Consider the following 18,241-nt stretch of genomic DNA (forward strand, 5'->3'; position numbering starts at 1 on the left):
CCGTTTGTTTAGTTTGAGATATGACTGCGTCAGCCCTCCAGGCCCGCACGCAATGCTGCATTGGCTTGCCTCAACGCATGGGCGACGCGATTCCTCACCTGACGGGCATGGACGGCGTAGAAAGCTGTCTCCGGCGATGCCGCGGGTAGGGCTGCCAGCGCTCGCAGCCCCTCCAGCGACGGCCAGGCGGGGTGCGGTAGGGCGGAATCATGATGGAAGCGCTCGCCGCTCGTATAGTTGAGCGGCACGAGATGGCGGCTTGCGCGCATGAGCGCGGCATTGATGCGAGCTGCGTTGGCGGCGGACAGGTCCTTCGCCTCCAATATGGCTTTCGCGTTGGTGCGTAACTCGTCGATTGCGTTTGCAAGAACCGAAATATCGATGCGGCCGGCGAGCTCCGTCTGCAACTGGGCGACCTGCTTGCCAAGGGCATCCGCATAAACGGTATAGTCCAACGGCAGGATCGGCGAGGTCAGCAGGCGCCAAAGTATCTGAAGCACGATCTGTGTATCCCGCCGGAGATTGTCGGGATCGATATGTTCCGCCGTGTCATGCGGGGTGTGCCACCACCAGCCGAGCGCCGTCAGCATTTTGACGGGACCGGGCGGCTGATGGCTGAGGCTTCCGAACATCGAGGGGATGCCGATACCCCAAAAGGATTGATCCGCGGCTCTGCCGTGACGTCTGCCGGCATGCTTTTGCCCGGTCAGCCGCTCGATCACCTCCGCGGCCAGTGGCTTCAACTCATCGATGACACCGGAATTGGTGAGAACGGTCGCCCCCTCGCCGCCGGTGGAATCGACATTGACGTGCGCCGCGCACCGGCGATCGAGCTCATCGAAATATTCGTCGGCATACCAGGCAGAACCGGAGTAGCGTCCGTGCGAATGACCGGACCAAAAGCAGATGCGCAGGCCGCGTTGGCAATCACTTGCCTGAAGGGCAAGCAGGCGGGCCGCCTCCAGCATGGTCGCGTTGGCGCCGCCATTGTCCATGACACCGAAATGCCAGGTGTCGTGATGGCCTGAAAACAGCACGAATGGCTCGTCCTCACCCGCCGGCTGAAGCTCGGCAACAAGGAGCGGCGTCGTGCGCCATCCGGTGTCGACCTCTGCCATGAGCGTTGCCTGCACCTGCTCGCCGCGCGCAAGCCGTTCGCGCAGGCGCATGCCATCGTCCCTGGCAACAGTGCAGATGACAGTCTTCGGGAGTTGGGCCTGCGTATGTTGCGACGGGCTGCCCCAGACCGGCGACACGCACATTTCGTAAAGGTGTTCGTTTGGACTTAGATGAAGCTGGCCGAGCGCGCCGGCCGCACTTGCGAGCGCGGCGACTTCTTCGGTGGCAATTCCATCGACCAGAACGATCTTGCCGGCGACGTCCTTGCCGATGAAATCGGCTTCCGTCCCTTCGCCGACATAGGCGAGCTCACCGCTTATACCTCCTGCCCCGCTCGAAACCGACATCGAATGAGTGATGCAACGAAGACTTTCGCCGTCGATCTCGACCTTTGCCGTGCCGGGCAGACTGATGAAAGCATCGTGCGACAGCAGCCGTGTGCGATACCCGTAGCTGTCCATCTGCGCCTGAAGGTAATGGAAGCTCTCCAGTTCCTCCGGCGTTCCCGACAACTTCACCCGGCGGGCAAATTCGCGGATATGCGCCATCAGCTGTTCACGATCCGGCTGCAGGGCCACGTCAGGCATGGGCCTTCTCCGGCAGCGGCGGCTCGACATCATCGGGGATCGGGTTGACGAAAGGCGTTCCTGCAAGGCGTGCCTTGTGATCCGCCTTGGCGGCTTCGATCAACTGAGGATTACGGATGAGATCTGCGGCCGTGCTGGCCATTACCTTGGCGGCATGCTCGGTTCCCTTATGAGCAGCCGGCAGCTTGCCTTGGGCGACCAGTTGCCAGGAATGGCCGGGCGTGCCGATGGCATAGGTCGCGCCGCGCATCTGCACTGTTGGCACCACCCAGCTGACGGTTCCGACATCGGTGGAGCCAACCAGCGTGCCATCGCCGGCGTTCAGCGGGAAAATCTCCTCGCAAAGCGGCTGATCCCTCCTCGGTCTCAGCGCGAAACGGCCATAGGAGGCTGCGATATCCTCTGCATTGAAGGTCTGCTGGAACTTGCGGGCCATTTCCCGGTCCGCATCATCGAACCGTGGGGGCCCAAGCCGCTGCAGATGGGAGAACATGCATTCTTCGAGCGGCGTGTTGCCGACGAGATTGGCATCGCCGCTGATGATCTCGCTGCGCACGGTCGTCTCGGTCATCAGGGCTGCACCTTCGGCGACCTTCTTGACGCGGGCGACCAGGGACAGGAGTTCCGGCAAGGTTCTCGCGCGGACGAGATAGCGCACCGTGGCGCGCGCCTGCACGACGTTGGGCGCCGCACCACCCGCATCGGTGATGGCATAATGGATGCGCGCGGTCGAAGGCATGTGCTCGCGCATGTAGTTGACGCCGACATTCATCAACTCCACCGCATCGAGGGCGCTGCGGCCGAGATGAGGCGTGGCGGAGGCATGCGAGGCGCGGCCTGAAAAATGGAAGTTGATTTCGTTGCAGGCGAGCGAGATGGGATTGTTGACGCCGGCAAAAGCTGCCGGATGCCAGGAGATCGCGATATCGACATCGTCGAAAACGCCGGCCCGAACCATGAAGCCTTTCGAAGAACCGCCCTCCTCGGCGGGACATCCATAATAGCGCACCCGTCCCTTCAGGCCGTTCTCCGCAAGAAAATCCTTGACGGCAGCGGCAGCGAGCATCGATCCGGCACCGAGCATATTGTGACCGCAGCCATGACCATTGCCGCCGTCGACCAGCGGCCGCTCCTCGGCAATCCCCGCCTCCTGGCTAAGCCCCGGCAGGGCATCGAACTCGCCAAGGATCGCGATCACCGGACCGCCTTCGCCCGCTTCTCCCATGACCGCCGTCGGCAAGCCGGCAATGCCGCGCTCGACGCGAAAACCTTCAGTTTCCAGCAGGCGTGCCTGCTCTTCGGCGGATTGGTACTCCAGGTAGTTCGTCTCCGGAATGTCCCAGATCCGGTCGCTCAGCTCGAGGAAGGCCGCTCGTTTTTTTTCGACAATGTCCCAGATCGCATCGGAGTTTTGCATCGATTTACAAGCCGCCTCATATAATGGTATCAAAATTGGCGCCAATTTATGCGCCAATTGAAATGACTGCGCAAGAGATAAGCATGAATATTTTTTCAGCACCGATAATCGGGCTCGTTGTGAGCCAAGGGAGAGCTATGATACTCGTCGCCGAAAACGGAAGGCTGGGGAGAACTGCATGAATTCGCTGGAAGCCGGAGCGGCAGCGCAAGCACAAGAGCCGCAAACGCCCGATGTGACTGAACTCATTCTCCAGGATATTCTTGCCGGCCGCCTCCCGCCCGGAACCTGGCTGAAGCAGATCGACCTCGAACGGCGATACAGCTGTACGCGACCCGAGGTCCGCCGGGCGCTAGACCGGCTGGTGCAGAAGCGACTGGTGGAGCATATTCCCAATCGTGGCTATCACGTTCATGAGCAGGATGGACGCCGCGCTCAGGAGGTCAGCGACATTCGTGTCATTCTCGAAGTCGCCGTCAGCGACCGTATCGTTGCGAAGGCGAGCGCGGCAGATATCGCGAATTTGCGGGTTCTTGCTTCACGCTTCGACGATCTGGTGCTGAACGGTACCATGCTTGAACTTTACGAAGCCAATCTCGCCTTTCATCGCGATTTGCTTGCAATCGCCGGCAATCAGGAGCTCGTGGAGCTGATCACGGAAATTCGGCAGCGAACGTCGTCGGCCCCTGTGTCGCAATGGCGAACGCGCGCGCGCATCGAACAGTCCGGCCACGAACATCAGCAGATGGTTGATGCGATAGAGAAAGGTGATGTCGGTCATCTGATGGAACTGACGCGCAGGCACATTCTTCAGGCCTGATCGGCTGTCAACTAAGGCTGCAATTCGGTCTCAAGGCGGTGGACCGATGGAATCGCGTATAACCAATTGGCATTCCATCTTCAGGCGCACCGGCGACTTCTTCGGCTGCGCCACCTTTTCCAGGAGCTCAGTCACCGCCCATCGCCCCATGTCCATGTGCGGTAGCTTCAACGTCGTGAGCGGGGGCAGGATTTTTCGGGCAAGGCTTTCATCGTCGAATCCGACGACGGAAATATCGTCGGGGATTTTCAAGCCGCGCATCCTGATCGCGTCATAGGCACCCATTGCCACCCTGTCTGAAAAGCAGAACACCGCGGTCGGCGGCGACGGCAGGTCGAGCAATTGCAGCATCTTCTCCCGACCGAGATCGAGTGACCAGGCCTCCGAGAGGATCAACTCCGGATCGACGGCGATGTCGTAAGTCGTCAGTGCCTGGCGATAGCCGCTGAGGCGATCCCGCGCCGCTTCCAACCGCTGCCTGCCTGCATCGATCATGGCTATGCGGCGATGCCCGACCTTGATCAACGCCTCCGTGGCCGCGAAACCGCCGGCATGATCGCCCGGAATGATGGACGAGAATTCAGCTCGCTGCTGGTGACAGTTTAAAAGCACGGTCGGATAGTTGCCGAGCTTGGACGGCAGCACGGGGGCGAGCTGAGTAATCAACGTGGCATAGATCACGCCGACGATCTGGCGCCGCCCGAGATAGTCAAGAATGGATTCCGCGAATTCGACCTGTCCGCCGGTGACGACGGTGAGTGCCGCCAGACCCTGCTCCTCCGCTGCGACCCGCACGCCTTCTATCAGCGGCGCGGCATGCTGCGAGGCCATGAGATCGTCGATCAGTAGAACGATGATTCCGCCGATCGGGTCATTGGCCGGCACGGTCTTCTGGTAGCCAAGTTCCCCGGCAACCGCCAGCACACGCTCGCGTACCTTCTCCGACACCCGCCTGCCGGGCACCTCGTTCAGCACCAGCGAAACCGTCGCATGGGAAACGCCGACCCGCGAGGCGATATCGGACATGGTCGGTCGTTTCGTCGTTTGGTCGTTCACTCAGTTTCTTTCTCGGATTCAGGGCGGCTCCATGCACGTTAGAAAATCTGACGGGCGATGTGAAGCTGCGGCTCTTGCGGAAGTTAAGCATATAAGTTACGAAACTTTTATGTAACTTATTTTGTGACTTAATCCAACCGGAAAGCTCGCGGCTATGACCATCGCCTCCCGCCGTTTCGCCGACACACGTTCCGGGCCGCGTGCGCGCCTGTCTCTCGACGGAAGCTGGGACTTTCATCTGGAAGGGACAACGCCGACGACGATTGCCGTGCCCGCGCCCTGGCAGGCACATTTTCCGGATCTGCGAGCCGCGGCTGGCGTGGCACTCTATTCACGTGCGTTCACCGTGCCGAAGGAATGGCGCGATCGTCAGGTCATCGTGCATTTCGGCGCCGTGAACTATTTCGCCGAAGTCTCGGTCAACGGCCACACGCTCGGTTCTCACGAAGGCGGCTATCTGCCGTTCGAATTCGTCATTCCCGGCGATCTCCTTGACGACGAAATGCGCCTGGAGGTGAAGGTTACGTTGCCGAGTGCCGACGCCCAGGCTTTTCCCGACTTTCCGTTTGACGAGATCCCGCACGGCAAGCAGAGCTGGTACGGCATGCTGGGTGGAATTTGGCAGTCCGTCTGGCTCGAATGCCGCTGTAAGGCTCACATCACCCACCAGGCCATTCGCGCCGATCTCGCCACGGGCGACGTCACCATTGATGTCGAGCTGGCGGCAGGCTTTACCGGCGCCTTGACGATCACGCTTCTCGACCGCAATGGTGCGGTCGCATCAGCCACCGAGCGCGCACTTAACGGTGAGGCAAAAGCCTCCGCTACCCTCAAAGTCGCCAACGTGGAGGCATGGTCGCTCGACGATCCCGCGCTCTATCGCACCGTTGCGGAGCTGTCAGAGGGGAGCGTCGTAATCGACGCAGCCGAGGAGAATTTCGGCTTTCGCACCTTCGAAGCGAAGGATGGCAAGTTCTTCCTGAACGGACAGCCCTTCTACATGCGTGGCGCATTGGATCAGGACTATTATCCCGAGGGCATCTACACGCCGCCATCGATCGAGTTCCTGGAAGATCAGGCGCGCAAGGCGAAGGAACTCGGGCTTAACCTGCTGCGCTGCCACATCAAGGTGCCCGATCCACGATACTACGATGTGGCGGATCGGTTCGGCCTGCTGGTCTGGACGGAAATCCCGAACATTCAGACCTTCACCGAGAAGTCGGCGAAGCGCCTGCTCGATACGATGGAAGGAATTCTGCGCCGTGATGGCAATCATCCCTCCATCGTGATCTGGACCATCATCAACGAGGACTGGGGAACACGTCTCGTCGAAAGCGCCGATCAGCGATCCTGGTTGGAAAAGGCCTATCACTGGCTGAAAGAGAAGGACCCGACGCGGCTCGTCGTCGACAATTCCGCCTGCATTCCCAACTTTCATGTCGTTTCCGACATCGACGACTACCATTACTATGCCTCCGTCCCGGAAATGGCACGTGAATGGGCCGATTGGGTTTCAGCCTTCGCCGGAAGGCCGAGCTGGTCCTATTCGCCGAACGGCGATGCCAAACGGCGTGGCGACGAGCCGCTCGTCGTTTCCGAGTTCGGCGTCTGGGGCCTGCCCCATCCCGACAAGCTCAAGCAGGACGGCAAGGAGCCGTTCTGGTTCATCAACGGTCTGGAATGGGATAGCGACGGCGCGACCTATCCGCACGGCGTCGAGCAACGCTTCCGTACCTATCAGTTCGACAAGGTCTTTCCGACCTTCGGGTCCTTCATCGAGGACACGCAGTGGCATCAGTTCAATGCGCTCAAATTCGAGATCGAGGAAATGCGCCGCCATGCCTCGATCCAGGGTTACGTCATTACCGAGCTGACCGACTTGCATTGGGAAGCCAATGGCCTGATGGACATGCAGCGCAACAGGCGTGCCTATCACAACCGCTTCCACGAGATTAATACCGATATCGTCATCGTGGCGCGCATGCAGCATTACGCGGTTTGGGCGGGCGATGCGGTGAGCATCGAACTCGAAATCTCGACCGGCGGCAAGGCGCTCCCACCAACCGAACTGCGCTGGAGCGTCAATGGCGCGAATACCGGAAGAATCGCAATTCCGGCGCTGAACGCGACGTCGGTGCATCATTTGCCAGCCCTTTCCCTGCCCTTCACGACGGATATGGCCGGCAAACAGATCACTATCCAGTTCGCGCTTACGGCCGGCGACCGGGAGATCGCGCGCAACAGCCTCGAGGTCAGCGTCTATGGTCGCCGGTCAAAGCCTGCAATCTCCGTCTTCTCCGCGGAACCCGAGATCGCACAATATCTGCGCGCGCTTGGCTACGAGCTTGCCGATGCCGACAGGGCGGAGGTGCGGGTCGCATCCTCCCTCAGCCAAACCGATATCGATGCCATGGAGCACGGCGCCCATTATGTGTCGCTGGCCGATGCGGCACCCCTTCCTTTCGGCAATCTGCGCAATGACCAGCCAAACTGGAATTATCCGACCGGCGGCGATCGCGGGCAGTCCATGCCGCAGATGCGTGTCACCGAACGCAACGGCACCATCTGGAAAGGCAATTGGGTTACAGGTTTCAGCTGGGTGAAACGCTCGGGGCCTTTCGAGCGGCTGCCAGGCGGCCCGCTGACAGACCTTTCCTTCGTCGGCGTCAATCCCAACCGCGTCATCACTGGCTTCCGTCCGATCCATTTCGACGGATTGGTCCATGCCGGCACGATGGTGGGCTGGATTCACAAACCCTGTGCGACCATTGCCGAACGACATGTCGGTGCTGGCCGCGTTGTCGCCACCACCTTCGGTCTGATGCGCGAGTCCGCCGGCGCCGATCCCGTCGCAGCAACCTTGCTTGATTGCATCATCGAAACAGCGGCTGCCGGATAGCTCTGCGGCAGAAGCGGATCACCGCACGTCAACGAGAGGAGATGCAGGAGGTCATCGGCATCGACGTATCAGATGGACAGGTGGCGGCTGGCTGCATTTGCCGCCGGCGAAACGAAAGGGTGCCATTTGAACGATCATCACGCAGCTCATTGGCGGCGTTACAGGGCATAAGGCCACCCTTGAAGGGAGGCTTGGGAGGAAAATAGAACAGTCTGGAGGAGAGAAATGCGTAATCTGTTGAGAACATCGATCGCTGCGCTAGCCCTGGTTACCGCCTTTCCGGCATTCGCAGTCGAGAATGTCGTCTGGTGGGACTTCTTGTCCGGAGGCGACGGCGTGCGAATGAAGGCATTGATCCAGCGCTTCAACGATGAGCACAAGTACAAGATTCAGATCACGGGCACGACCCTCGAATGGGGTATTCCTTACTATACCAAACTGCAGACATCCGCTGCCGTCGGCCAAGGACCTGATATCGCGACCTATCACCTGTCGCGGCTGGCTGCCGCGGTTTCGGCCAAGACGGTCTCACCGATCGATCCGAAGGAGCTCGAGGCCGTCGGGCTGAAGGACAGCGACTATCCGCCGAACGCGATTGCCGCCTCGACGGTCGACAATGTCCGTTATGCCGTTCCTTTTGATGTCCATGGCGAGGTGCTCTATTACAACAAGAATGTGCTGAAGGACCTCGGAGCGCTCGGCAACGACGGCAAGCCCGCCGGCATCGACACGCTGGAGGGTTGGCGCGCGCTCTTGGCCAAGGCCAAGGAGGCAGGAAAAGATGGTGTCGTCATTGCCTCGTCAACCGGCGATTTGCGCGACATTTATACGCTGTTCGGCCAACTGGGAGGTACGCTGACAGACAATGGCAAGTTCCTGCAAGGCGACAATCTCGACAAGATGGAAAAGGCCTATAGCGAGGTTGCCGATTGGGTGAAGCAAGGTTGGGCTCAGCCCTATATCGACTCGGAAACCATCACGCCGACCTTCCTCGCCGGGCAATCCGCCTTTTTCCTGAACGGCAACTGGGAGCTGCCGACCATGGAAACCGAAGTCGCCAAGGGCAACGGTTTCGATTACGGCATGATCAACATTCCGGCCTGGATGGGCAAGCCGGCCAATTGGGCTGACTCGCACTCCTTCGTCATTCCCAACAATGTCGGTGTCACCATGACGCCGGAAAAGCGCGCCGCGGTTCTCGAAGTCATCCGGTGGATGAACGTGAACTCGCTGGAATGGGCCGCCGCCGGCCATATCCCGGCCTATCTGCCCGTCAGCACCTCCGCGGCCTACAAGGCGCTCAAACCGCAGTCGGATTATGCCGCCATGGCGTTGAATGCGTTCTACATGCCGAAGACGCCGCTCACCGGTGCCGCGTCCAAGTTCGATGACGACTGGCAGAACATGGTGTCCGGCCCGCTGAACGGCGAAGGCGACGTGAAGGAGACGCTTGAGAAGTTTCGTGACCACATGAATTCTCAATGAGGTTCTCCGTCAACGATCCCCAGGGGCCATACCCTCCCCTGGGGCTGGGCAACCAAGACAGGTGACAGATGGCGGCAGTCAGCAACAGGAAGCAGGACAATGTGATTGCGGCACTGCTGGTGGCGCCGGCCGTCATCACCTTTCTGCTCATCTTTGCCTATCCGACCTTTCGCATGGTGGCCATGAGCCTGACCAATGCGCCGCTGATCGGCCCCGGCGAATGGGTGGGCCTCGACAATTACATGCGCCAGCTTGCCTCACCCCAGTTGCAAAAGGCGCTTGTGAATACGCTGTACTTCATCGTTCTGACCGTCGTTCCCGGCACGTTTCTCGCACTGTTCATCGCCATGGGCATCAACCGCTTGAGCGGGCGCACACAGATGCTGGTCCTCGCGTGCTTTTTCCTGCCCTCCATTCTGCCGGTTTCCGTCGTGACCCAGATCTGGAGCTGGATTGCAAACATGCAATACGGCGTCATCCAGAACGTCATCGGCCTGTTTACCGGCGGCAGGCCGCTGCCGGTGCTGCGTTCGCCGACCTATTTCATGCCTTCCGTCGCCGTCGTCACGATCTGGTGGACGATCGGCTTCAATATTCTTCTGTTCCTGGCTGCCCTGCGCAGCATTTCGCCCGACGTCTACGAGGCAGCCGCACTCGACAATGCCAATCGCTGGCGCGTGTTTTCGAGGATAACCTGGCCGCTGATCTGGCCGGTCACGGCACTGGTGCTGACGCTGCAGCTGATCGCGCAGTTCAAGATTTTTGCGCAGCCCTACCTGCTGGGCTATTTCGCCCGCACGCCAGCTGACGCTCAATCCGTCGTCATGAGCGTCATCTACGATCTCGCCTTCAAGCAGAACAAGGGCGGTGAAGGTGCGGCCGTCGCCACTATTCTGTTCGTCATCATCCTGATTGCCTCAGTCCTGCAATACCAGTTCCTGCGTGCACGAGGCGAAAGATGAGCGGCCGGATAAGTGATCCGGGAGCAGGCCTTGCGCCGGCAAGCCACCATGTCGCTGCCGGACGCTGGAGCGGCCGCGCGCTAACCGTGTTGACCGCGCTCGGAGCGCTGATCTGGTTCTTTCCGCTTTACTGGGCCATCGCGACATCGCTGAAATCGGACACCGAGGTGGTGAGCAAAACGCCCGGGCTTTTCCCGAAAGCGCCGACGTTGGAGCCCTATCTCTATGTGATCGAACGCTCCAGCATCATCCAATGGTATGTCAACTCCGTCGCGACATCGGCGATTGTCGCGGTTCTGGTGCTTGCGATGAGCCTTTGCTGCGCCTATGCGCTCAGCCAAATCCAGTTTCCCGGCCGCCGCCTGATTTACGGCGCGCTGATCGCCTCGGTGATGGTCCCGACTGAAGCGCTCATCATCAACCATTTCGTGCTGATGAACTCGTTCGGATTGATCAACACCTGGGGCGGCATCGTTCTGCCGCAACTGGTCGTGCCGTCGGTCATCATCATCCTGAAGCAGTTCTTCGACCAGATCCCGAAGGAATTCCGCGAAGCGGCAATGCTCGACAATGCCGGTCACTTGAGAACGCTTTGGAAGATTTATGTGCCGATGAACTGGGGTGTCATTACCGCGCTTGGCATCACCACATTCATAGCGGCATGGAACAATTTCCTGTGGCCCTTCCTGGTCGCGACGTCGGATGCGACAATCACCATCCCCGTTGGTATCACGCAGGTGAAAGATGTCTTCGGCGTCCGTTTCGCCAAAGACATGGCCGCCGCGGTATTGGCGGGCCTCCCGGTCGCCATTCTCTACCTCCTCTTCCAACGGCAGATCACGCGCGCCATCATGCTTTCCGCCGGAATAAAGGGATAATCGCCGGGCGCGGGGTCTCCGATCAAGCTATCTGACCGTGCCTTCCAATCGTGATACTTCCTGCTGTCCGAAGCGATGCGCGTGAATCAACTCGGCCGAAAGCGCGTTCAGAGAATTTCGAAAACGTCATACTCGACGCCGCCGGGACAGCGCCCTCCCTGGGCAACCGCGACGATTTGGTTGAGCCACGCGTGCCGCGACGCGGCAGTCTCGAAATATGGCGTTGTGCGGAGATAATATTCGGAGGCGTCGACCTTCTCGCCACGAGCGAGACGCTCGTCAACGACAGGGCTGGAGCGCCTGACGCCGCGATAGGTCATCAGGATTAGGCCGCCATCGTCTGCGACGAGCAGAAGCCTTATATCCTGTTGAAACGTCCCATCCGCGCGTGCCAGCAGGAGATCGGAGCCGATAAGCGGTGAGACCTCCCCCTTCAGGCGCTCCCCCCGGAAATGCCCGCCCGAGACGGGAAACACCCGACGGCTACCCGCCGGCGTTTTGCCAAGTTCTAACGCGGGATGAAGCGTCATGAAAAGAGTGAATAAGTGCCGAGATTGCAGGGTCATGTCGGATCTCCTATTGTTGAACCGAACCCTAGCCGAAGGCATTTCACGCCCAAAACGCGCTTTGCTTGAGATCGTCACAAGAAAAGCTAGTCAAAGAGAAAAGAACATGCGGCCGCCGTTGGAATCCTTGCGGATATTGGAAGCCTGCGTTGCGGCCGGCAGCTTCGCCCGCGCTGCGGATCGGTTATGCCTCACCCCTGCGGCCGTTAGCCTTCGCATCCGCACATTGGAGACCGAACTTGGTCAGCCCCTCTTCGAGCGGTTCGGCCGGCGTGTCGTCCCAACAGCCGCGGCTGCCGTTCTGGCAAGCCGAATCCGCGAGGCATTGGATGGAATTGCGGGAGCCCTTGATGAATTTCAGGCGACCACGCCACCGTTGCGGTTGACGGCACCTCCGACATTCGCATCGCGCTGGCTCGCGCCGCGGCTGTCACGCTATCCCTCGGCGGGTACGCCGCCCATCGAAGTCGACGTTTCCGCCGATATCCGTGATCCCAGCGCGTTTGACGTTGCCATTCGCACAGGCCGCGGTGGCTGGGAAGGGCTCGATGAATACCGGCTTATGCCGGTTGAAGCGACGCCGATGCTGGCGCCTTCCCTCCTTCGAACGAGGCGCCTGAACGAGCCGAATGCATTGGCCGATTTCAAGCTTTTACCGCATCCGGATTGGGAAGCGTGGTTTTGGAACGCTCGATCTGAGCTGCCGCAAACTCTGCAGTTTGTCACGGTCGATTACCCCACGCACGATCTGGACGCCAACGCGGCGATCGCAGGTGTCGGTGTCGCTCTGCTATCGCCCTCCTTATATCGGCCGCTTCTGGAACAGGGACTTCTGATCGCACCATTCCCATATGTGCTCAGCGGCCCGGCCTGGCATTTTGCGCTGATGCGAACTGACGACTCCCGCCTCGCGCCCAGACAGCTTTGCGCTTGGCTTTGTGAGCAAGCGCAAGAGCTCGCCTAACACGCCCTCGGTGCCTTCACCGAAGCCGATGTCACGCCCAAAGGGCCTCCCCGCGGGGGAGGCCCTCGCTGCGATCAATCGAGGATTTTGACAACCTTGCGCGTCTTCGGCTGAACGATAACGCGCTCATGATTGACGACCGCATAGGCATAAGCCGGATTTTCAGGAACCGGCGTGACGACAACGGTCTCCGGAAGCGGCTGGCCTACGACAATTCGATCCTGCACGACGGCCTCGGAAGGAGGCATCGGCTGTTCCTGTACGTAGGTGATGACCTTCTGCGGCGGCGGATCGATTGCCGTGCCGACAATGGCACCCGTCACACCGCCGACGGCGGCGCCCACGGGGCCGCCGACAACAGCGCCGGTAACCGCGCCGCCCGCAGCCCCGGTAACCGTCGACGACTGCGCGAAGGCTGAACCAGCGAGAAGACCAAAGGCGGCGGCCGCTGTCACGATAAGTTTCGTACGCATAGCATTCTCCTTTGCTTATCGGCTCCGAAGAGCTGAAAGGGGAATACGATTGGACACCGGAATGTTCCGCTTTCAGGGCTGATTGCCGCCATCACAAGTTGGAACCGCATTGACAGAATTCGTGAGTGACGAGTGCGAGAAGCGCCCTGACTTGGCTTCCGCAACGGCGGTCCCCGGCTTTATCAAACCAGGTTCCAAGCCTGGCAATAGGCGATCCAATGCAGCTTGCTAAAGGACCGCTCTCAGTCGCTGCATGACATGATCGAAGGTCCCGATGGGTGTCGGGCCCGACGGCTGCGATCGATCGGGCGACCGCTGCCACGTCACAGTTGACAACGTGTTGCGGCATCGTTGGCCAAGACCGTCAGCGAGTCAGACAAATCCAATTTCCGATGAATCGAGTGTCGCGGGCCGATGATCTGAAACTGATGCGAAAATGATCCAGAAATGATGCGAAAATGAATTGGAAGCGTTGACATGTGAAATCTTCGAACTAGTTCCCGCTGAGACGCCGGGGCGTCCTTTGCTTACAGCGACCATATGGCTCTCCCGCGCTGTTCCGATCCGCAAGGATCGGTACGGCATGGTTTATTCGTGCGGATCGCGCCTCCAGTCACCTGATTGCGTAGCGGAAACTTGGATATCGTATGACCAGTATCACTGGACGCCTCGTCAAGGGAAGCATGTGGTTGAGCCTGTCTCGGACGATCGTGAACGGGCTTGCGACACTCAGCACTTTCGTCTTGGCGCGCTATCTGGCGCCCGCCGACTTCGGCGTGGTCGCCCTGGGCATGACGATACTGATGATCGTCACGACCGTTACCGAACTTTCCCTTTCCGAAGCGCTGATCCGGCATGCGGCGCCGGACGAATCCCATTTCAGCGCTGCCTGGACCCTCAACGCCGCGCGCGGACTGGCAATCTGCATCCTGTTTGCGATCTTTGCCTATCCGGCCGCCGCCCTCTTCAACGAGCCCAGACTGACGGGCGTCATGCTGGCACTTGGCATCAGCATGCTGATGGGCGGCCTCACAAATCCACGCCGTATCATGCTCCAGCGCGATCTGATCTTCTGGCAGGAGTTCGTGCTTGCGGTTTCGCAGAAATTCGCCGGTTTCGTCGCCTCCGTTGCGATTGCGGTGATCTATCAAAGCTATTGGGCGCTGGTCATCGGAACCCTCATAAGCCAGGCGACGAATGTCATCGTCTCCTATCTCGTGCTGCCGTTCCGGCCCAGGATCACCTTCAAGCATATGCGGGAGTTCTTTTCCTTTTCCGCCTGGCTTACAGCCGGACAGATCGTCAGCACGCTCAATTGGCGCTTCGATTATCTGCTTGTCGGTAAGATGCTCGGCGGGATTCAGCTCGGTTACTATTCCGTCGGCAGCAACCTCGCCATGATGCCGACGCGGGAAGCGACCGCACCCCTCACGCAGACGATCTATCCGGCTTTTGCCGGCATTCATAACGACCCCGGCAGGCTCGCCGCCGCGTATCAGCGCGTGCAGGCGCTGGTTGCCGCCGTAGCACTTCCCGCCGGCATCGGGGTGGCGGTGACCGCCGATCCGCTGGTCAGGCTCGCGCTGGGCGACAAATGGGCACCTGTCATCTTCATCATCCAGTCGCTTGCCTCGGTCTTTGCGCTGCAGACGCTCGGCTCGCTGGTGCAGCCGCTCGGCATGGCCAAGGGCGAGACCCGGGTGCTCTTCGTCCGCGATACCCAGATGTTCTGCCTGCGGGTGCCGATCATGATTGGCGGCCTGATGCTCTATGGCCTGTCGGGCGTCATTGCCGGCCGGGTCTTCACCGGCCTCTTCAGCACCGCCGTCAACATGATGCTCGTGCGGCGCTTCACCGGCATCACCGTTGCGAAACAATTGTCGGTGAACCTTCGGGCGCTCGCAAGCGTCGCCGTGATGGCGGCCGGCGTATCGCTGGCATCGAGCCATCTGGCGCCGACGGACGACAAGCTCTTGCTCGTGACGCATCTCGCCATGCTGATCGTGCTCGGCGGCTTGCTCTATTGCGGTTCGACTTTCCTCCTCTGGAGGTTGATGAAGCGTCCGACCGGTCCCGAAACAGAGGTCCAAACCATACTCGGCAAAGTGCTGCCGAAATTGCGCCTTGCCTGAGAACGTTCGGCCAGGCCGGCCGAGCTGCCTTGTCATCTAAAGGGGAATGGGGAAATGACATTGCAATCAAATCGAGTCCTGATCGCAAAATTGGACGACATGATCCACGATTGCCTGAAAGACTACATCAGCCATGATGAGCCTTTGGCGATCCTCGACTTTCCCGATATCCGCAATTGTGGCGACTCCGCCATCTGGCTCGGCGAAATGGCCTATCTCAAGCGGAGATACGGCAAGCGGCCGACCTATGTCTCGCGGATCGACGATTTTTCACCCGAGCAACTCGAGCGGACCATGCCGACCGGTCCGATCTTCATTCATGGCGGCGGCAATTTCGGCGATATATGGGATGCGCATCAGGATTTCCGCGAACGGGTCCTGGAGCGGTTTCCCGATCGCCAGGTGATTCAGTTCCCGCAATCCATCCACTACAAGTCCGAGGCCCGCCTCGCCGAAAGCGCCCGCGTCATCGGACGGCACAAAAACTTCGTCTTGCTGGTGCGCGACGAGGAGTCGAAGGAGTTCGCCCTCAAGCATTTCGATTGCGAAGTGCGTCTTTGCCCGGATATGGCCTTTTCCATCGGAGCAATCCAGCCGCAGGAGCCGGAATTTCCCGTCCTTGCCATGCTGAGATCCGACCTCGAAAAAGTCGGAGATGCCAATCTCTCGGCCTATCCCGATATTCCGAAAGAGGACTGGACCACCGAATCCGCCAGACGGGTGCGCATCTCCAAGGCGCTTGGTGCGGCGACGGCCTTGCTCGCTCTCAAGCCGGCCGAAATACGGCTGCGCAAGCTCGATGCGGCGGCCCACAACAGGCTGGGTCGCGGCATCAGGCAGATCTCCCGCGGTCGGGCGCTCGTCACTGACCGGCTTCACGTCCATATCTGCTCGATCCTGCTCGGCCGGCCGCATGCGGTGCTGGACAACAGCTACGGCAAGATACGCAGGTTCATGGCCGCATTTTCCGGCGGCACCGATCTGGCATACCGGGCGACATCGCTCGAGGACGGGATCGCCTGGGCGCGCCACCAGGCCGATCAGACGCTCGTACCGGCCGCTTGAAACGCGGCCATCGGTGAATGCTCAGCCTCGTGGTTCTCGATCGCATGGATTCATGTCACCGTCGGCTGCTGGTGGCCGCGATTTGATTTCGCGGCATTTGCGGGATAAAGGGCTCCAGCGGATTGGCCATCCACGCTGAGAGCGCGGCGCCAAACGGCATAGCTGAACAAGACGACACGGCAGGACAGACATGGGCGACCAGAACGACGATTACATATATGACGAGGTGAGCGGCGAATGGCGGCCTGCTTCGGAGATTGCGGCGGAGGCCGCAAAAGCCGCGGAGGTCCGCGACGCATCAGGCAATGTTCTGGCGGACGGAGACTCCGTTGTCCTGGTAAAGGACCTCAAGGTGAAGGGCGCCGGGCAAACGCTCAAGCAGGGAACCGTCATCAGGTCGATCCGGCTCACCGACAATCCCGAGGAGATCGACTGCCGGCATGACACGATCAAGGGGCTGGTGCTGCGCACCGAATTCGTCCGCAAGCGCTGAACGGCGGGATCGGGGTTCCGCCCCCCTCGCCTCACGCGCGAATGCGATTTGATCTCCACCCTTACCGATCCAAAGGCAGCCGCGCAGCGTCTCGGCGCGGCTGCGGCGCGCAGCCCTACGTCTGCTGATGTCACCAGCGCAGCGTCGCAGCCAAACAGTGAGCGCTGTTTTTTCCAGCACATTGACCCCGAGGAACATTGGCCCGTTTCGGACGCCGTGGGTATCCCATCTGCGTCAAGATGACTGATGTCGTATGCAGCAGTTTTGGGGTAGTGCTCCCTCACGATAGAGTGTCAAGTAATAGCCTGGAAATATCCGAAATGTGGGATTGGTTCCCTATAGTCTTCTTTCCGCTCAAGCTTCTCGTGTTAGGCACGGGCATGTTCTTCGCCGTCAAATGGCATCGCGATCAAGAGAAGAAGAAGTAACTAAACCAGCGGACCGTAAGCGTCCGCTGAAGTCGCAATCGCATTCTTCAGCTTGGCGACGCGATTCCGACAAAAGCGTCTTTATGATCTACCACAGCTCGTCCTCCTGTGAGGAGGATCGGCTCGGCCTACCCGGGCAACCCTCGCAAGACCGGTGTAGGGCGAGCAAACTCCGGCCACGAAGACGGACATTCGGTCTTGCGCCAAACATCGACGGCGCCTTTATGAAGATTATGCGAAAGATTTCCCTGGCTACGAGTTCGGAGCGGAACACCCGCGCGTGAGACCAGTTTCCTTATCTACAAGATGAGGAGATTTTCGAAATGACCTGGACTGGCACTTGGCGCAATCAATATGACTCTACGCTGACGATCATCGAGGATCGGGATGGGCTGATCAAAGGCACGTTCAAGACTGCTCTGCAGGATAGTGCTTTCTTTGGCCATGAACTGCAGGCAACGGGTGTTTGGTTCGATGATTGCATTAATTTCGCCTTTGGTGTGGCGGGAGACGGTCCGACGTCAATCTGCTCATTCACTGGAATGTTGCGAGAGGACAAGCTCCAAACAGTGTGGCACGTCGTAACCAGCGCGAAGGTCGGAAAGTCGGGTCAGGCTGAGAAGCTTGGGTGGGCTCATTCGGTGCAGACGAATGTCGATACATTCGAACGGCGCACCTGACGCCCCGGGGCGTCAAAAGATGCTGGTATGCGTGATCCCCTCAACCGACTATACCGGTTGACGCCTCTTGAGACAGAATCGAGGATCGACGCCATTCCGTCGTTCCGCCGGGGCACGCGTGCGCCTTCATGAGGAAAAAACGCTGATCCACGCCGTGCCAAGATTGCGGTACTTGGCACGGTCGTGGCGGGGATCAATTTGGCTGTCGATTGTGACG

At 59.8% G+C, this 18,241-nt stretch carries 15 protein-coding genes; 10 read left to right on the forward strand and 5 right to left on the reverse strand.

Annotated elements, in window-relative coordinates; translation table 11 throughout:
- Window positions 1-29 precede the first annotated feature (29 nt).
- Complete coding sequence (locus FHT84_RS29170) at window positions 30-1,706, reverse strand: M28 family peptidase (RefSeq protein WP_112340229.1); 1,677 nt, start codon at window positions 1,704-1,706, stop codon at window positions 30-32.
- Window positions 1,699-3,123, reverse strand: a complete 1,425-nt coding sequence (locus tag FHT84_RS29175) for a M20 family metallopeptidase (protein WP_112340228.1) — start codon at window positions 3,121-3,123, stop codon at window positions 1,699-1,701. Before FHT84_RS29175 ends, FHT84_RS29170 begins: the two co-directional genes overlap by 8 nt.
- A 178-nt stretch (window positions 3,124-3,301) precedes the next feature.
- Between FHT84_RS29175 and FHT84_RS29180 the strand changes: the two genes are divergently transcribed.
- Window positions 3,302-3,943: a GntR family transcriptional regulator gene (locus FHT84_RS29180; RefSeq protein WP_112340227.1), complete on the forward strand. Its 642-nt coding sequence runs from the start codon at window positions 3,302-3,304 to the stop codon at window positions 3,941-3,943.
- 30 nt (window positions 3,944-3,973) lie between these two features.
- Here the strand turns inward: FHT84_RS29180 and FHT84_RS29185 are convergent, their stop codons facing one another.
- A complete protein-coding gene (locus FHT84_RS29185; protein ID WP_245430238.1) occupies window positions 3,974-4,999 on the reverse strand; it encodes a LacI family DNA-binding transcriptional regulator in 1,026 nt (341 codons plus the stop codon).
- A gap of 154 nt (window positions 5,000-5,153) precedes the next feature.
- Between FHT84_RS29185 and FHT84_RS29190 the strand changes: the two genes are divergently transcribed.
- From FHT84_RS29190 to FHT84_RS29205, 4 genes are all read left to right on the forward strand, one after another.
- Window positions 5,154-7,898, forward strand: coding sequence for a sugar-binding domain-containing protein (locus FHT84_RS29190; protein WP_112340225.1), 2,745 nt, complete (start codon window positions 5,154-5,156; stop codon window positions 7,896-7,898).
- Window positions 7,899-8,123: 225 nt separating this feature from the next.
- Entirely contained in the window at window positions 8,124-9,383 is a 1,260-nt protein-coding gene (locus FHT84_RS29195; RefSeq protein WP_112340224.1) for a hypothetical protein, read from the forward strand.
- Between the two features lie 68 nt (window positions 9,384-9,451).
- Window positions 9,452-10,345: a sugar ABC transporter permease gene (locus FHT84_RS29200; protein ID WP_112340223.1), complete on the forward strand. Its 894-nt coding sequence runs from the start codon at window positions 9,452-9,454 to the stop codon at window positions 10,343-10,345.
- Entirely contained in the window at window positions 10,342-11,223 is an 882-nt protein-coding gene (locus tag FHT84_RS29205) for a carbohydrate ABC transporter permease (RefSeq protein WP_245430237.1), read from the forward strand. The genes FHT84_RS29200 and FHT84_RS29205 overlap by 4 nt, the downstream gene beginning before the upstream one ends.
- A gap of 107 nt (window positions 11,224-11,330) precedes the next feature.
- On the opposite strand, the gene FHT84_RS29210 is transcribed toward FHT84_RS29205, so the two are convergent.
- Window positions 11,331-11,789 carry a DUF3237 domain-containing protein gene (locus FHT84_RS29210; protein WP_183765551.1) on the reverse strand — a complete coding sequence of 153 codons (459 nt, stop codon included), beginning with the start codon at window positions 11,787-11,789 and terminating at the stop codon, window positions 11,331-11,333.
- A gap of 106 nt (window positions 11,790-11,895) precedes the next feature.
- Here FHT84_RS29210 and FHT84_RS29215 point away from each other — a divergent pair, with 106 nt between their 5' ends.
- Window positions 11,896-12,753, forward strand: coding sequence for a LysR family transcriptional regulator (locus tag FHT84_RS29215; protein ID WP_112340221.1), 858 nt, complete (start codon window positions 11,896-11,898; stop codon window positions 12,751-12,753).
- 74 nt (window positions 12,754-12,827) lie between these two features.
- Here the strand turns inward: FHT84_RS29215 and FHT84_RS29220 are convergent, their stop codons facing one another.
- Complete coding sequence (locus FHT84_RS29220; RefSeq protein ID WP_112340220.1) at window positions 12,828-13,226, reverse strand: DUF1236 domain-containing protein; 399 nt, start codon at window positions 13,224-13,226, stop codon at window positions 12,828-12,830.
- Between the two features lie 647 nt (window positions 13,227-13,873).
- On the opposite strand from FHT84_RS29220, the gene FHT84_RS29225 reads away from it, so the two are divergent.
- From FHT84_RS29225 to FHT84_RS29240, 4 genes are all read left to right on the forward strand, one after another.
- Entirely contained in the window at window positions 13,874-15,358 is a 1,485-nt protein-coding gene (locus FHT84_RS29225; RefSeq protein ID WP_112340219.1) for a lipopolysaccharide biosynthesis protein, read from the forward strand.
- Window positions 15,359-15,412: 54 nt separating this feature from the next.
- The gene (locus tag FHT84_RS29230; protein ID WP_112340218.1) at window positions 15,413-16,423 is read left to right on the forward strand and encodes a polysaccharide pyruvyl transferase family protein; all 1,011 of its coding nucleotides are present in this window, start codon (window positions 15,413-15,415) and stop codon (window positions 16,421-16,423) included.
- A 190-nt stretch (window positions 16,424-16,613) separates the two neighbouring features.
- A complete protein-coding gene (locus tag FHT84_RS29235; protein ID WP_112340217.1) occupies window positions 16,614-16,916 on the forward strand; it encodes an alkylphosphonate utilization protein in 303 nt (100 codons plus the stop codon).
- A gap of 751 nt (window positions 16,917-17,667) precedes the next feature.
- Window positions 17,668-18,024: an avidin/streptavidin family protein gene (locus FHT84_RS29240; RefSeq protein WP_112340215.1), complete on the forward strand. Its 357-nt coding sequence runs from the start codon at window positions 17,668-17,670 to the stop codon at window positions 18,022-18,024.
- Window positions 18,025-18,241 lie beyond the last annotated feature (217 nt).

The organism is Rhizobium sp. BK289 (genome assembly GCF_014193575.1).
Classification (GTDB): domain Bacteria; phylum Pseudomonadota; class Alphaproteobacteria; order Rhizobiales; family Rhizobiaceae; genus Rhizobium; species Rhizobium tropici_C.